The 17,153-nt window shown below is 35.7% G+C and carries 13 protein-coding genes; 2 read left to right on the top strand and 11 right to left on the bottom strand.

Translation table 11 applies throughout. The features are described from left to right. Positions 1-30 precede the first annotated feature (30 nt). Positions 31-1,299, bottom strand: a complete 1,269-nt coding sequence (locus tag CLV90_RS10080; RefSeq protein ID WP_243835346.1) for a serine hydrolase domain-containing protein — start codon at positions 1,297-1,299, stop codon at positions 31-33. Positions 1,300-1,504: 205 nt separating this feature from the next. Beyond that, a complete protein-coding gene (locus tag CLV90_RS10075) occupies positions 1,505-2,704 on the bottom strand; it encodes an MFS transporter (RefSeq protein ID WP_133687361.1) in 1,200 nt (399 codons plus the stop codon). 248 nt (positions 2,705-2,952) lie between these two features. Between CLV90_RS10075 and CLV90_RS10070 the strand changes: the two genes are divergently transcribed. After that, positions 2,953-5,106, top strand: a complete 2,154-nt coding sequence (locus CLV90_RS10070; protein ID WP_133687360.1) for a TonB-dependent receptor — start codon at positions 2,953-2,955, stop codon at positions 5,104-5,106. A 110-nt stretch (positions 5,107-5,216) separates the two neighbouring features. Then, positions 5,217-5,855, top strand: coding sequence for a tetratricopeptide repeat protein (locus CLV90_RS10065; RefSeq protein WP_133687359.1), 639 nt, complete (start codon positions 5,217-5,219; stop codon positions 5,853-5,855). 35 nt (positions 5,856-5,890) lie between these two features. Here the strand turns inward: CLV90_RS10065 and CLV90_RS10060 are convergent, their stop codons facing one another. The 9 genes from CLV90_RS10060 to pxpB all read right to left on the bottom strand — a co-directional run bounded on the left by CLV90_RS10060 (position 5,891) and on the right by pxpB (position 17,148). After that, on the bottom strand, positions 5,891-7,477 hold the full coding sequence (locus CLV90_RS10060) for an NADP-dependent glyceraldehyde-3-phosphate dehydrogenase (RefSeq protein WP_133687358.1): 1,587 nt from the start codon (positions 7,475-7,477) through the stop codon (positions 5,891-5,893). A gap of 91 nt (positions 7,478-7,568) precedes the next feature. Beyond that, on the bottom strand, positions 7,569-8,834 hold the full coding sequence (gene ilvA, locus CLV90_RS10055) for a threonine ammonia-lyase (protein WP_133687357.1): 1,266 nt from the start codon (positions 8,832-8,834) through the stop codon (positions 7,569-7,571). Between the two features lie 157 nt (positions 8,835-8,991). Next, positions 8,992-10,467 (bottom strand): ketol-acid reductoisomerase, encoded by a 1,476-nt coding sequence (gene ilvC / locus CLV90_RS10050; RefSeq protein ID WP_133687356.1) that lies wholly within the window; start codon positions 10,465-10,467, stop codon positions 8,992-8,994. Positions 10,468-10,506: 39 nt separating this feature from the next. Then, positions 10,507-11,025: an acetolactate synthase small subunit gene (gene ilvN / locus CLV90_RS10045; protein ID WP_133687355.1), complete on the bottom strand. Its 519-nt coding sequence runs from the start codon at positions 11,023-11,025 to the stop codon at positions 10,507-10,509. A 63-nt stretch (positions 11,026-11,088) separates the two neighbouring features. Continuing rightward, entirely contained in the window at positions 11,089-11,667 is a 579-nt protein-coding gene (locus tag CLV90_RS10040; protein WP_133687354.1) for an O-methyltransferase, read from the bottom strand. A gap of 17 nt (positions 11,668-11,684) precedes the next feature. Further along, on the bottom strand, positions 11,685-13,418 hold the full coding sequence (ilvB, locus tag CLV90_RS10035) for a biosynthetic-type acetolactate synthase large subunit (protein WP_133687353.1): 1,734 nt from the start codon (positions 13,416-13,418) through the stop codon (positions 11,685-11,687). Positions 13,419-13,510: 92 nt separating this feature from the next. Beyond that, positions 13,511-15,187 (bottom strand): dihydroxy-acid dehydratase, encoded by a 1,677-nt coding sequence (gene ilvD / locus CLV90_RS10030; protein WP_133687352.1) that lies wholly within the window; start codon positions 15,185-15,187, stop codon positions 13,511-13,513. Positions 15,188-15,578: 391 nt separating this feature from the next. Next, entirely contained in the window at positions 15,579-16,418 is an 840-nt protein-coding gene (locus CLV90_RS10025; RefSeq protein WP_133687351.1) for a 5-oxoprolinase subunit C family protein, read from the bottom strand. Beyond that, complete coding sequence (gene pxpB / locus CLV90_RS10020; protein ID WP_243835344.1) at positions 16,411-17,148, bottom strand: 5-oxoprolinase subunit PxpB; 738 nt, start codon at positions 17,146-17,148, stop codon at positions 16,411-16,413. The genes CLV90_RS10025 and pxpB overlap by 8 nt, the downstream gene beginning before the upstream one ends. Between the last annotated feature and the right edge of the window lie 5 nt (positions 17,149-17,153).

Genomic DNA, 17,153 nt, shown 5'->3' with positions numbered 1-17,153 from the left:
GGATTTTTTATATCCGATAGTTACGTATACTTAAATACTAGTGGCTATTGCAATTTCTTGTTCATAAATACTCTTTACTATTGCTCGTAGATCAGGAATTACGGTTTTAACCAATTTCGATGGTCCGTTGATCAAAACGCAAATTCCTAAATCAGAATCTGGAAAAAGTGCAATTTCATTTCTGTAGTTATTTACACTACCCCCATGATGCCAAATCGTTTCTACAGCTGCCTTTTCGTTCTCTTTTACAGTGTGTATTCTCCATCCAAATCCGTAACCAGATTTCACATGTCCCGGCCATTTTTGATAATATTTGCGATGTCCGTTTAATTCTACAAAAGGTTTGAATACTTGTGCCATAGCATCTTTGGACATCACATCAGGATTGTGACCTAATAAGAAACGCATCCACTTTGCCATATCTGTAGAATTGGCATTAATTCCACCAGCCGCAATTGCGTTATAATAATTATCTCTAGGTAAAACAGTTCTAAAACTACGCCCTCTTCTTACATGTGGCAACGCAATATTCTCATTGCTCATTAATGTTTTATGATCCATAGAAACAGAACTCATACCTAACGGAGTAAAGAATTTATCCGTTAATAGCGTTTGAATATCTTTACCGGTCGCCTTAAACATCACTTCTTGTGCTACAGAAAACATAGCATTTTGATAGCTATATTGAGAACCAGGTGATGCAATTGGGTTTATTTTATCGAACTTCTCACTAATGGATGACATAGAAAGTCCTGCTTCCACTAAATCCGTATAACTATGATACGGAGTACCTGTTGTATGCGAAAGCAAATGGGCAACCTCAATTTTTTGAGTATTCTTTTGATTTCCAAAATGGAAGTTTGGTAAATAATCAGCCACTTTATCATTAAAATGTAGCTTACCTTCACTTTCTAAGTTGGCAGCTAAAATGCCTGTAAAACCTTTTGAGATAGAACCTAGTCTAAATAAGGTTTCTCCGTTAACAGTTTCTTTACTGTTGAAACTTCTTTTACCATATCCATCAGAAAGTATAACAGAATCTCCACTAACAATACTTACTCCCGCTCCAACGATATCACCAGAGGCAATAGCTTTATTGAAATAATCGGTCAAGGCATCGTTCAATGCTTTTTGGCGAATGTTATATAGTTTGATTTCCCTCTTCTCTGCAAGAGTTTTAACGGGATTAGGATTAGCGATGATTGCTTTAGAATGTTCTGGCTTAAATGAAGAAGCGGTAAGAACAAAAAGTAAAAGAACCATAATTATGGCTCCAAGAAATAGTTTTGTACGTGACACAGCATTGTAGGTTTTGGTTCTCTAACAACGTGGTAAAATGGAATAAATTATCGATGAACTACGCAAAATGAAAAATTTAACATCCGAACAACTTGATTTTAGGACTTGAAGATTATCTACCTTCCATGCACAACTTAAAAATTGAACACAAAAAAAAGGAAGATCACTTTGATATTCCTTTTTGAAATTTATAATCTATTTAAGATTAACAGCTCATCGCCATTTTTCTATATTTTATTTCTTTTCTCTTTCTAACAATTAAAATAGCAACCGCAATGGCAACACCGGAAAAAGCTAGTACAGCACCAACCAAACTAGAATAAATAATACCATACCCAAAAGCTATTGGCAACCCGGCTAAATAAGCGCCAGAAGCATTACCCATGTTAAAAGCACTTTGGTTCATAGAAGACCCCAACATCTCAGAGCCTTTAGAAGTATTAATTATAGCCATCTGAATTGGGGTTGCTACCGTAAATGAGATTGCTCCAATAACAAAGGTCATTATCATTAGCAAATATGGGTTAGTGGCAATAAACATGTTTAAAACAAGAATACCACACATCACAGATAAACTTATGATTACCGCTTTCAAAGGAGAAAACAATTCCGCCATCTTCGCACCTAAAAAGTTACCGACTACCATACCTAAACCGGCCAACATCATAGCATAGCCCACAAAATGGTTTGGCAACCCGGCAACATCGGTAATTAGTGGAGCTACATAACTGTACCATGCAAAGAATCCGCCAGTACCGATTGTAGTCAGCGCAATTAAAGCCCAGAGTTCTGTATTTTTTAATCCTTGCGAAACACTTAGTTTCTCTTCCGACTCATCAACTTCTATCTTTGGCATCCAAAGGTAAATACTTCCTAAAGCTAATAAACCAACAAAGCCTACTAGGTAAAAAGAAACACTCCAGCTAAACTGTTGTCCTAAATAAGTACCAATCGGCACTCCAATTACATTGGCAACCGTAAGACCTGAAAACATTATTGAAATCGCTTGAGCCCCTTTTCCCTTTTTGGCTAATTTGGTAGCTACTACAGCACCAATACCAAAAAAAGCACCATGCGGAATACCTGATAAAAATCTCATAAACAACAAACTGGTATAGCCGGTGGCTAGTCCAGATAGAGTATTAAATACCGTAAACCATATCATTAAAAGGAACAGCATTTTCTTAGGTGTAAGTTTAGAACCTAAACCCGTTAATAGCGGCGCGCCCACTACTACACCCAAAGCATAGGCTGCAATAAAGTGACCCGCTTGCGGAATTGTAATACCCAAAGAACCTGACACTTCGGTCAAAATTCCCATAATAACAAACTCGGTAAGCCCTATCCCAAAACCTCCTATAGCTAAAGCAAATAATGCTTTTTTATTTGATTTTAAATTTTCCATACTTCAAATTTTAATTCTTCTACATTAATCTGTTTAACCCACGCAATTAAAAAAGCAAAGTTAGAACGCATATGTCGTTAACAACTCTCATTAATTACCATATATCTGTAAAAAATTAACCTCCTTAAATTTCCCTTCATAGTGAATTTCACCAATTCAGTAGAGAAAATCTACAATTGAGAAAACCAATTTATTGAAACCTTAAAGAACGATTCATATTTGTGGCATCAATCAAAATATAATCAACAATGAAGACGCTATTATTTTTATTACTTACCTTTTGCAGTTATAATTTATTTGCTCAATCCACTATTTCAGGTAAAGTCATTGACCAACAGGGCATACCCATTATGGGTGCCAACGTGTATCTAAACGGTACTTATGATGGTACTGCTACAAATGATGAAGGGCTATTCTCTTTTGAAACTACTACCGCTGGTACACAAACATTGATTGCATCATCAATTTCATTTGAGCCCTATTCCAAATCTGCCGACATCACTAGCTTTAAGGGCATTACAATTAAACTTAAAGATGATGTAAATACCTTAGATGCCGTTACCGTAAATGCCGGAACCTTCAATGCTGGAGATAATGCCAAAGTAACAGCATTAAAACCCCTAGATATTGTAACTACTGCAGGAGCACTTGGAGATTTCGTGGGAGCATTACAAACCTTGCCGGGAACCTCGAACGTAGCAGAAGATGGTAGATTATTCGTAAGAGGTGGTGATGCCGAAGAAACTCAGATTTTTGTAGATGATATGCGCGTATTTACGCCCTACTCCCCTTCTGCAAATAACATTCCGTCAAGAGGTAGATTATCTCCTTTCTTATTTAAGGGGATAACATTTTCAACAGGTGGTTACTCAGCTGAATACGGGCAAGCATTATCAAGTGTTCTACTTTTAAATAGTATAAGTGAACCACAAGAAGAAAAAACTGAAATTTCTATAATGACTGTGGGACTAGGACTTGGGAATACCCAAAAATGGAAGAAGAGTTCTCTGAGTTTAAACACATCTTATATAAATTTAGCGCCTTATCAAAATCTGTATCCTGATAATAATGAATGGCACAAGCCTATTGAATCTATCGGTGGAGAAGCTGTGTATCGATATAAATTCAATAACGACGGGTTACTAAAGGTTTACGGAGCCTATAGTTCAGTAAATTTTGACTTAACACAAGAAGATATTAATGAAGTAGATGGTATTCGCTTCGGACTTAAAAATAGAAATCTCTACATCAACACGTCTTACCAAGATTTCTTAGAAAAAGACTGGAGCATTGCCACAGGAGTAAGTTTCGCCAATGACCGCTCTGAAATAAAATATAATAATTCTGACATTACAGATGTTGAAAACTCAGCACATCTAAAAATCGCTTTCAAAAAGTTTTTTTCTAGTCGCTATAAATTAAACTTTGGTGCAGAATATTTCATAACCAATTTTACAGAAGACTACCAAGATGTTATCTTTGAAAATGATTTTGAATTCGATAATAATATTTTCAGCAGTTTTGTTGAGACTGATATTTTCTTCTCCAAAAAATTCGCCACTAAAATTGGAATTAGAGGAGAATACTCTGAGCTATTGCAAGAGCTTAATATTTCACCAAGATTATCATTAGCATACAAAGCCGGCTCAAACTCGCAATTCTCATTAGCATATGGTGAGTTCTTTCAAAACCCGAAGAATGATTACTTGAAATATAATTCTGATTTTACTGCCGAGAATACTACCCATTACATTGCCAACTATCAATATGTAAAAAACAAACAGATTTTTAGAGCTGAAGCATACTACAAAAATTACGGAGACTTAGTAAAATATGATACTCCGTTCGCACTGCCAACTTCTTCCTATAATAACTCTGGAAGTGGATTTGCAAAAGGATTGGATATTTTCTGGAGGGATAATAAATCAATCAAAAATACAGAGTATTGGATGTCGTACTCTTACTTAGATACTGAAAGGGACTACCAGAACTACCCAACATCTGCTACGCCTGATTTTGCTTCAAAACACAATGCATCTTTAGTTTTAAAGCGATGGATAGAAGATTGGAAAAGCCAAGTAGGTTTGAGTTATAATTATGCTTCGGGTCGCAGCTATACCGACCCAAATAAAGGAGGATTCTTAACCGAACAGGCAAAAAGCTTCAATTCGTTGAATGCCAACTATGCTTATTTAATCAGTCCGCAGAAAATATTATATCTATCTGTAAGTAACGTATTAGGAACTAAAAATGTAAACGGATATCAATACGCCAGCCAAGCCAATATAGATGGAATGTTTGATAGAAGAACCATTACACCTGCAACAGACCGTTTCTTTTTCATTGGTTTCTTTTGGACGATAAGTGACAATAAAGATGACAATCAACTAGATAACCTTTAAAAATTACAGTTCACTACAAAAAACCTACAACTGGGTCATCTATTTTATCAAATACGAGGGAATAAAAAGATATTTGAATAACAATAAATAACATCAAAAAACTATACATCATGAAATCACTTCTATTAATTGCCACGTTTATTTTTACATTTAGCTTAAATGCCCAAACACCTTATGAAAAAGGGATGAATGAGGCATTTGCCTTATGGGAGCAACAAAAAAATACAGAAGCCATACAACTATTTGAAAGAATAGCGGCTGCAGAAACCGATAACTGGTTACCATCATATTATGCCGGATTAATAGAAATAATAAGCAGTTTTGGATTAAAAGATGAAGCACTATTAACTTCCAAACTAACCAGAGCAAAAGGCTTTCTAGACAACGCATCGGTAATATCGCAAGACAACCCAGAAATAATGATTTCTTATGCCCTTTTAAATACAGCATACATTGCTTTTGACGGTGCAAAATACGGTATGACCTTATCGGGTGAAAACGTGGCTATCTATCAAAAAGCACAAGATATAGCACCAAACAACCCAAGAGTATTATTAGGAAAAACGGAATGGGATATGGGAACAGCAAAATTCTTTGGTAAATCTATCGCTCCCTATTGCGAAGATGTTGAACGTGCCATTATATTATTCAATAAAGAAGAGCAAACGATACCATATTACCCTTACTCAGGTTTAGAAAGAGCAAATGAGATCAGCAGCAACTGTAAAAAAGAAACCTCCCCTAATTAATAGGAGAGGTTTTTTATAGTCTTAACTATGTACTATTATAATATATAATCTGTACTTACAAAATTAGAAAGCTTAGCTTCTAATAAATTCTGAATAATTTCGGTATTCAATTCATTGTCTTTGAACGCTACAAAAGTTCTAATAGAGAACGAACGCAACGCATCATGAACACTTAAGGTTGCTTGTGCAGAATCTTTTCTTCCGGTGAAAGGATATACATCTGGTCCTCTCTGGCAAGAACTGTTTAAGTTAACACGACAAACTAAATTCACCAAAGTATCTATTAACGGAGAAAGTGCATACACATCTTTACCAAACAAGCTTACTTGTTGGCCATAGTTGCTTTCTGCCATATCATCTAAAGGCTCTTCGATATCTGTAAAAGGTACGATGGGTATAATGGGTCCGAATTGCTCTTCTTGGTACACACGCATGTCTTTCGTTACCGGATATAGGACTGCAGGCCATATAAAATTATCAAAATGCTTCCCTCCTTTTTTATTGATAATCTTTGCTCCTTTAGAAAGTGCATCATCAATTAAACCTTGAATATAAGCGGCCTTATCTGGTTCAGGCAGTGGAGTTAATTTCACTCCATCTTCCCACGGATTTCCAAATTTTAACTCATCTACCTTTCTAGCGAAGCTTTCATTGAATTTAGACCTAATTTCTTCATGAACATACACCACTTTTAATGCCGTGCAACGTTGACCATTAAAAGAAAGCGTACCAGCTAAACATTCATTTATGGTTAAATCTAAATCAGCATCTGGTAAAATGATTGCAGGGTTTTTTGCTTCCAAACCTAATACCAAACGCAGTCTGTTACTTTTAGGGTGTTGATCTTGTAGGGCATTTGCAGATTTACTATTACCAATTAAAGCAAGTACATCTACTTTACCTGTTTGCATAATTGGCGCAGCAACAGTTCTACCTCTACCGAAAATTACATTGACTACCCCTTTTGGAAAACTAGTTTGAAAAGCTTCTAAAAGCGGAGTAATTAATAAAACGCCATGTTTTGCAGGCTTAAATATGGTGGTGTTTCCCATGATAATTGCAGGAATCAACAATGCAAAAGTTTCGTTCAACGGGTAGTTATAAGGTCCTAAACATAAAACAACCCCTAACGGTCCTCTTTTAATATGCGCATACACACCATCGTGTTTCGTAAACTTAGCAGCATCACGATCTAGCTGCTTATAATCTTCAATGGTATCTTCAATATACTCTACCGTACGATCAAATTCTTTTTGAGAGTCTGGTAAAGACTTACCAATTTCCCACATGAGCAAATTAACCACTTCTTCTCTTTTGGTCTTCATTTTTGTAACAAAAACCTCCATACATTCAATACGGTCTTTCACATGCATGGTTGGCCAAATTCCCTTTCCCTTATCATAGGCCTTTAATGCTCCGTTTAAAGCATCTAATGCTTCTGCCTCTTGTAGATCTGGAATACTACCTAATAATGTTGGCTTGTATTCTTTAGTTGAAGAAATAGTAGAAAATACTTCTGTAGTTTCACCCTTCCATTCCTTTAATTCTCCGTTGACCAAATAATGCTTTTGGTCTATTGTTGATGTAATCTGAAATTCTTCTGGAATTTTAATATCACTCATTTCTTTTATATTTTACACTATGATTGATAATCGTACTTAGGATTGATTTCTATAAATAACTAGAAATTGAATCTAATATATTAAAAGTAGTTTAAACCAAATATTCAAACAAATCTGGTTTATCATTTATATAATCGCCATAAAAATTGTTTGTTTTCATACGTTCAATCAAAGGCTTTAAATCTTCAGGGTTTTTCAGCTCAATACCTACTACTGCAGGTGCATTTTCCCTGCTAGATTTCTTAGAATATTCAAAATGGGTAATGTCATCCGTAGGTCCTAAAATATCTACCACAAACTCTTTTAAGGCTCCAGGTCTTTGCGGGAACCTAATGATAAAGTAGTGCTTTAATTTTCCATATAGCAATGCTCTTTCCTTTATTTCTGCCGTTCTAGTAATGTCATTATTACTTCCGCCAATAATACACACTACATTTTTACCAGCAATTTCTTCTTTATAATCATCTAAAGCTGCAATCGATAAAGCACCTGCAGGTTCTACCACAATAGCATCTCTATTATAGAGATCTAGAATAGTTTGGCAAGCTTTGCCTTCGTCGACCGTAATCATATTATCTAAATAATAATTACAGATGGCATAGGTTAAGCTACCTACTTTTTTGACCGCTGCGCCATCAATAAATTTATCAATATGATCAAGCGCAACTACCTCTCCTGCTTCTATAGACGTTTTCATAGATGGAGCACCTTTAGGTTCAACGCCAATAATTTTTGTATCCGGCGAAAGCTCACTAAAAACACTAATGAGTCCAGATGCTAGACCTCCACCGCCAATGCATACAAAAAGGTAATCTATGGGTGCTTTTGATTGAGAAATTAACTCAAGTCCGACAGTAGCCTGACCTTCTATAATTTTAGGATCATCGAACGGATGCACAAATATCTTTTCGTGTTTATCACCATAGGATCTTGCAGCCAAAGAAGCATCATCAAACGTATCGCCTTCCAAAACAATTTCTACCCATTCGCCACCAAAAAGTTTTGTCTGTTCAACCTTTTGTTTTGGCGTTACCGATGGCATATAAATAGTCCCTTTAATTTTTAAGTGAAAACATGCAAAAGCAACACCCTGTGCATGGTTTCCTGCACTGGCACAAATAACACCTTTAGCGCGTTCTTCTCCAGTTAAAGAGCTTATTTTATTGAAAGCTCCCCTAATTTTATACGAACGTACTCTTTGTAAATCTTCTCGTTTTAATCGTACTTGACAATTAAACTGTTTTGATAGTCTAATACTATCTGTTAGCGGAGTTACTTCTGAAATTTCAGAAATGGTCAGAGCAGCTTGTAGTACATCATCTAATTTAGGAAAATATACTGGCTTTGTCCCTTTCATATTATTTGATTTCTATTATTGATTTTTTTGAAAACTAGTATAAAACCTAAATTGTCCGTTTAAGGGCAGCTCTTTAGAAACTGTAATACCACAAAGGATTACAAATTTTAAGAGGCACTCAACCGGACAATCGGTATATCTATAAAAGATTATAAATCTATACGATAGGTTTCATAGCTGTCATTGACTCACGTAAACGTGTACCAACAATCTCTACCGGATGCGTACGTAATGCTTTGTTTATAGCAATTAGCTGTGCATTATCAACGTCGTTATCAATATCTCCAGAGAAGTTTGTACCAATAACATCTGTATCTATACCCTTCATGAAATCTGTTAATAAAGGCTTACATGCATGATCAAACAAATAGCAACCATATTCTGCAGTATCAGAAATAACACGGTTCATTTCAAACAATTTCTTACGAGCGATGGTGTTCGCAATTAAGGGAGTTTCATGTAAAGACTCGTAGTAAGCAGATTCTGCAATAATACCAGACTCAGTCATAGCCTCAAAAGCCAATTCAACACCAGCTCTAACCATGGCTACCATTAAAACTCCGTTGTCATAAAACTCTTGCTCGGTAATTTCTTGACTACCTGCAGGAGTTTTCTCGAAAGCAGTTTCACCCGTTGCAGCTCTCCACGTTAATAAGTTTTTATCATCATTTGCCCAATCTTCCATCATTGTTTTTGAGAAATGACCGGTCATAATATCATCCATATGCTTTTGAAACAATGGACGCATAATATCTTTTAATTCTTCCGAAAGTTCAAATGCCTTCACTTTTGAAGGATTTGAAAGACGATCCATCATGTGAGTGATTCCACCATATTTCATACCCTCTGTAATAGTTTCCCATCCGTACTGTATCAATTTAGAAGCATAACCTGCATCAATTCCCTTCTCGATCATTTTATCGAAACAAAGAATAGAACCTGTTTGTAACAAACCACAAAGAATAGTCTGCTCTCCCATTAAATCTGATTTTACTTCAGCAACAAAAGAAGACATCAACACACCTGCTCTATCACCACCAGTACCAACTGCATAAGCTTTGGCCTGTTCTAAACCTTTACCTTGAGGATCGTTATCTGGGTGAACCGCAATTAATGTTGGTACACCAAAACCTCTTTTATATTCTTCACGTACCTCAGATCCCGGACATTTTGGAGCAACCATTATTACCGTAATATCTTCACGTATTTGCATACCTTCTTCAACGATATTAAAACCGTGAGAATAAGAAAGCGTTGCACCTTTTTTCATTAATGGCATAACCGTGCTAACAACAGCAGTATGTTGCTTGTCTGGAGTAAGATTAATTACAACATCGGCAGTAGGTATCAATTCTTGGTAAGTACCCACTGTGAATCCGTTTTCAGATGCATTTACAAAAGATTGTCTTTTCTCTTTTATGGCAGCATCACGTAGTGTGTAAGAAATATCTAAACCAGAATCTCTCATGTTCAAACCTTGATTCAACCCTTGTGCCCCACAACCTACGATAACAATCTTTTTGCCTTTTAAAGCATTTACACCATCTGCAAACTCAGACGAATCCATGAAGCGGCATTTTCCAAGTTGCGTTAATTTATCTCTTAATGATAGCGTATTAAAATAATTGGCCATTTTGTATTTACTTTATTTGATTATTGTTTAGATTCTTTATTAAAATTCTTTTAGTATCGCTGAAATTTTCATTTCATCTTTTGTAACCGAAATACGGCCAGAGCGAACAAACTGCATAATGCCGTACGGTTTTAGTTGATCGTGCATATCATCAATTTCATTTCTTCTACCGCTTTTGGCGATAACAAAAAAGTCTCTGGATACCGTGACAATCTGTGCATTATTATCTTTTATGATGTTCTGAATTTGACGCTCGTCAAAAAGAAGACCCGATGCTATTTTGAACAAAGCAGATTCTTGATAAATAGTTTCATCATCAGTATGGTAATATGCTTTAATAACTTCAATTTGCTTCTCGATCTGACCGACGATATTATGCACCCATTTCTCTGTTGTATGAGCTACAATCGTAAATTTAGAAACATCATCGATTTCTGATTTAGAGACATTTAAACTCTCTATATTAATATGTCTCTTTAAAAATATACCTGATATTCTGTTCAGTAATCCAACATTATTTTCTGAATATACCGATATTGTAAACCATTTATTTTCCATAAGCTTTAATTACCTATTCCTTTTTACAAAAGGATTTTATGGTGTCATTATAATTATTCTATACTATTTCTTAACGGCCATTATCAAGCCTGTAGACCAATTCATTTTGGTCAATTGTAAATCTTCACGTTGTTCTAAATATGCCGTAAGAGCTATCACATTATCCTCATGACCTTCTGGCCAATTGGGTTGTTTTGTCATATCATCAATAATGTAAAATCCGCCAACTTTAATCAAGTCTAAAACCTCATCGATCTCACTATACTTACCTGGCCAGGCATCGGCAAAAATCAAATCAAATTTTGCACCTGAATATTCCTTGATCCAGTCAGTACCATCTTTACAAATAACCTCAACCCTATCATCATTGCCGAAATAACTAGTAGCAATAGAAATTAGCTCTTGATCGTTATCTACGGATATTAATTTAGAATCAGCATCCATACCTTCTATCATCCAAGAAAGGCTAAGACCAATACCAGTTCCTATTTCTAAAAATCGACCGTTTGGTTTTGAAGCAATCAATGTTTTGAGAAAGCTACCAACGTACAAGTCTGACGGCATCGTAAATCCGATTTCCTCAGATTTACGGGCTATCTCCGTATGTATTTTAGGAATGTCCTGTATGTTAGTATCGTTCATGAGATTATATGTAACCGTTATTTCAATCTAACCTCAGAAACCGAAGCACCAGAAGGGATCATTGGAAAAACATTATCTTCTTGTTCTACCTTGACTTCTAAAAAGTAAGGTTCTTTAGAAGCCATCATTTCTTGAATAGTAGATTTTAAATCTTTACGTTCAGAAATTCGTTTTGCTTCAATGCTATAACCTTCAGCTATTTTTACAAAATCAGGATTTACCATTACGGTCGACGCATATCTTTTCTCAAAGAACAATTCTTGCCATTGGCGTACCATACCTAAATGCTCATTGTTTAATACAACAATCTTTACAGGTACTTTATGTTGAAAAATAACTCCTAATTCTTGAATGGTCATTTGAAAACCACCATCGCCAATAATAGCAACTACTTCCCTATCCATAGCACCCATTTTTGCTCCTATTGCAGCTGGCAAAGCAAAGCCCATTGTACCTAATCCGCCAGAGGTAATATTACTTTTAGATTGAGAGAATTTAGCATACCTACAAGCAATCATTTGGTGCTGACCAACATCAGAAACAATAACCGCCTTATTATTTGAAGCCAAATTGATTTCTTCGATTACCTCACCCATAGTCAAACCATCTTTAGTTGGGTGAATATCATTTTTTATAATCGTATCGTACTCAATTTTATATTTCTCTTTGAATATGTTGTGCCAAGCTTCATGCTTATTTTCATTTATTAATGGCAAGATCAAGCCTAATGTATCCTTTGAATTTCCCAAAACGGCAACATCAGCATGCACATTTTTATTTACCTCCGCAGGGTCAATTTCAAAGTGAATAACCTTTGCCTGTTTGGCGTAATCTTCTAATCTACCCGTTACACGATCATCAAAACGCATTCCTATGGCAAGCAATAAGTCGCATTCGTTGGTCATTAGATTAGGACCGTAATTACCGTGCATACCAACCATACCCACATTTAAAGGGTGAGCTGTATCTAAGGCAGAAGCACCCATAATAGTCCAAGCCGCTGGTATATTTGCTTTTTCAACCAATTCTTTCAATTCTTTCTCAGCCTGACCTAGAATTACACCTTGACCCCAAACGATAAAAGGTTTTTTAGCACTGTTGATTAAATCGGCAGCTGCTTGTATGGCACTCATTTCTGGTTTAGGAACCGGCTTATAACTTCGAACACCAGTACATTTCTTATAAGAGAAATCGAACTTGTCTATTTGAGCATTCTTAGTGATATCAATTAAAACGGGACCGGGTCTACCAGATTTGGCAATATAAAAAGCCTTTGCCATTACTTCTGGAATTTCAGAAGCTTCGGTTATTTGGTAGTTCCATTTCGTTACCGGGGTAGAAATACCAATAATATCAGTTTCTTGAAAAGCATCTGTACCTAGCAGTTGCCTTGTAACTTGACCTGTAATGCAAACCATAGGAGTAGAGTCTATCTGCGCATCGGCAAGACCAGTAACTAAATTTGTCGCTCCAGGTCCAGAAGTTGCTATAGCAACACCAACTCTACCAGAAACACGAGCATACCCTTGAGCAGCGTGCGTAGCACCCTGTTCGTGTCTTGTAAGAATATGCGTTAGTTTATCTTGAAATTTATATAGCTCGTCATAGACGGGCATAATAGCACCACCTGGGTAACCATACATTGTGTCGACCCCCTCGGCCAACAAACAATGAATTATTGCCTCTGCTCCAGAAATCTTTATAGCTTTCTTGGAATCTGTACTTTTTTTCTTCTCTTTTACTGTTTCCATAATTAATAATCAAATTCAAGTATCGCATTCAAGAGTTACAAATACCTGACATTAAATCCTTCTAGAATTAATTAAAATCTAGCCGGTGTTATTTAAAATTCATCGGTAACACAACCTTGTGCAGCAGAAGATACGGAACGAGCATATTTGTATAATACCCCTTTCTTAAACTTTAAAGCTGGCTCTACCCATGCTTCTTTACGCTTAGCCAACTCTTCATCAGAAACTTCTACATTAATAGCATTTGTTTCTGCATCTATAATAATTGTGTCTCCATCTTCAACCAAAGCAATAGTACCACCTTCTTGTGCTTCTGGCGAAATATGCCCTACTACAAATCCGTGTGTACCTCCTGAGAAACGACCATCTGTAATTAACGCCACCTCTTTACCTAATCCTGCCCCCATAATGGCAGCAGTAGGTTTCAGCATTTCGGGCATTCCTGGACCTCCTTTAGGACCTTCATATCTAATGACAACTACATTTCCTTTTTCTACTTTACCACCTCTTATCGCATCATTAGCATCATACTCACTATTAAATACTTTTGCCGTTCCTTTAAACAACAAACCTTCTTTTCCCGTAATTTTTGCTACAGAACCATTCTCTGCCAAATTACCATATAACATTCTTAAATGCCCAGTTGCCTTAATTGGCTTATCTAAAGGCATAATAACATCTTGACCTTCTTCTAAATCCGGAACATTTTTTAAATTCTCCGCTAAAGTTTTCCCGGTTACGGTTAAACAATCTCCATGCAATAGACCATTTGCTAATAAGTATTTTAAAACAGCTGGTATCCCACCTATTCTATGAACATCTTCCATTAAATATTTACCACTAGGTTTTAAATCTGCAATAAATGGTGTAGTATCACTTATATGCTGAAAATCTTTTAGCGTAAAATCTATATCTGCAGCTCTTGCAATTGCCAAGAAATGTAATACTGCATTTGTAGAACCTCCCATAATGGTTACCAAACGAATAGCATTCTCTAAAGACTTACGGGTAACAATATCTAAAGGTTTAATATCTTTTTCTATAAGAAAACGCATTTGCTTTCCTGCTGCAATACACTCTTCTTCTTTATTATTACTGATTGCAGGGTTAGAAGAATTATAAGGCATAGACATTCCCAGCGCCTCTATTGCAGAAGCCATTGTATTTGCTGTATACATACCACCACAAGCACCAGCTCCTGGTATAGATTTTTTGATGATGGATCTATAGTTTTTTTCATCCATGGTACCAGCTACCTTTTCTCCCCATGCCTCGAAAGCAGAAACAATGTCCAATTTTCTATCTTCATGACAACCAGAGGCTATTGTTCCTCCATACACTAAAATTGCAGGACGGTTTAATCGTAACATTGCCATTAATGCTCCTGGCATATTCTTATCACAACCTACAACTGTTACCAATGCATCATAAGACATTCCTTGTACTACAGTTTCCATAGAATCTGCAATAATATCCCTAGATGGTAATGAAAAACGCATTCCTGGTGTGCCCATAGAAATACCATCACTAACACCAATAGTATTGAAAATTAAGCCTACAGTCTCTTTAGAGTTTACCCCTTCTTTGACCAATTTCGCCAAATCATTTAAGTGCATATTACAAGGGTTACCTTCATAACCAGTACTTGCAATACCAACCAATGGTTTATTAAAATCTTCATCTTTAAAACCAATTGCATATAGCATTGCCTGTGCTGCCGGTTGTGTTGGATCTTGAGTAACGTTTTTACTGTATTTATTTAATTCCATAATCTAAATCTCGTATACTTATCTTGATTTTTTGTGTACTAGTTAATCAAAGATAAAAGTTTATAAAAATTTCTAATTTTAACAATAATTGACAATACAAATTCACTTTCTAAAAAAACTACTTAAATAATTGATTTTAAAGCATTTAAAGCAATGTTTAATCCCATATTCAATACTTCAAAACAGTCTTTAATTACTTGTAAAACACAAAAAAACCTGCATCAAATATATCTGACACAGGTTTTTCTACATAATGAAAAGCTATATCATCCCTGATTAGGAATGACAATGACTACATCAATAAATAAATTCGTTAATTTCATACTACAATAATAGTGAAAATACAGCTCACAAAAAATACATTCACAAAATGGCTCAAAAAAGTATCAAACTACAACAATTTGAAACTTATAGAATCTCCACCTTTTTTTTGAGCTAAAATACAGATTGCTTTATCGGTCAATTGAATTACTCTAGGGTAACCACCAGTAGTTTGTCCGTCTTTCATAAGCACCATTAATTTACCTGCAGGAGTCAATTGTACGGTACCTGGTATCGTTGCCGATGTCAACATTGAAATTGAATGCGTTTCAATCGTTTCAGTCAGCTGATACGCCATTCTGTTATTTTCGTGGGCTACGGTAAACGTTTTAGAAAAAATACCCTCTAGTTGCTTATCATTTAACATATCAAACTCCGGACCCTTACCTACTTCTAAAACGGAATCATCCAAAAATGAGGAAACCTTTATTTCTGATATTTTAGGTCGAAAAAGCTTTTGTACTTCAAAAGGAACCATATCATTATCTGCAAGTCTATTTGCCTTTGTTATTGGCTTATAAAATGATTTACTACCTAATACCTCTTTTGTAGTAAAACCGTCCTTTACCCCTAGATAAGCCCGAAAGCCCTTTTCTAATCGACCAAAAGATAAGATGTCGCCGACGTTAATTTCATAAACCTTATAATTTTTTATAGGTAGATTATTAAGAGTCGCAGACATTTTTGCACCGCCAAGCGCCATATATGTTTCTTCTTCAAAAATAAGTGTTGGTCCCGTCATGGTAATTTCTAACACGGCAGCAGACTCATTATTTTCTAACAATGAGTTTATTTTAAATACAGACATTTCGTCCATTACCCCAGAAACAGGTACACCCTTATTTCTATAATGAAATCTGCCCGAATCTTGTACGGTGGTATAAAAACCTGCTTTTAGAACTCTAAGCATCTATTTTAATTTTTTCAGGTTTATAAATTCCAACTTCTGCTTCAATTTTATGCAGATTATGCTCTGCTTTAGATACTTGATAAAATTGAATTTTATCGCCAACACTTACAAAACATGGATTCTCTTTCGTAGCATCAAAAATGGGCACTGAGCAATTGCCTATAATATTCCACCCACCGGGTGATTCTTGTGGATAAATACCTGCCTGCTTACCTGCAATACCAACAGCACCCTTTACCACTTTTGGTCTAGGTGTTGCTTTTCTTGGTAATTCTAAATCTTTATGTATACCACCTAAATACATAAACCCTGGTAAAAAACCTATACCATATACCGTATATGTTACTCCAGTATGCAAGGCAATAATTTCTTCTTTTGTTTTATGTAATGTAATCGCAACTTCATCAAGATCTAACGCATACTCCGCATCATAAGATACGGGCAAACGCCATAAGTATCGATCAGGCTTCGGTGACTCTTTTAATTGCGTATACCAATTATTGATATCATTTGAAATTTTCTCAAAATCAATCTGTTTCGTTCTATTAATTAATAAAAGAGAATTATAGGCGGGCACTAACTCCCACTCTTTATTACTAAACACCTCTCTACTTAAAAAGCGTTCGAAATGTAATATTTTTTCTAATATGATTTCACTTACCTCATTTGACCATTCAATTAAAACGGAATGTACTCCAAATGGTTTGATATGTATTTTAGGGGAATTCACGATTT

The sequence above is a fragment of the Maribacter spongiicola genome, assembly GCF_004364165.1.
Classification (GTDB): Bacteria; Bacteroidota; Bacteroidia; order Flavobacteriales; family Flavobacteriaceae; genus Maribacter; species Maribacter spongiicola.
The sequence above is the reverse complement of the archived record's forward strand: the minus strand, read 5'-3'. Positions and strand labels throughout refer to the sequence as shown.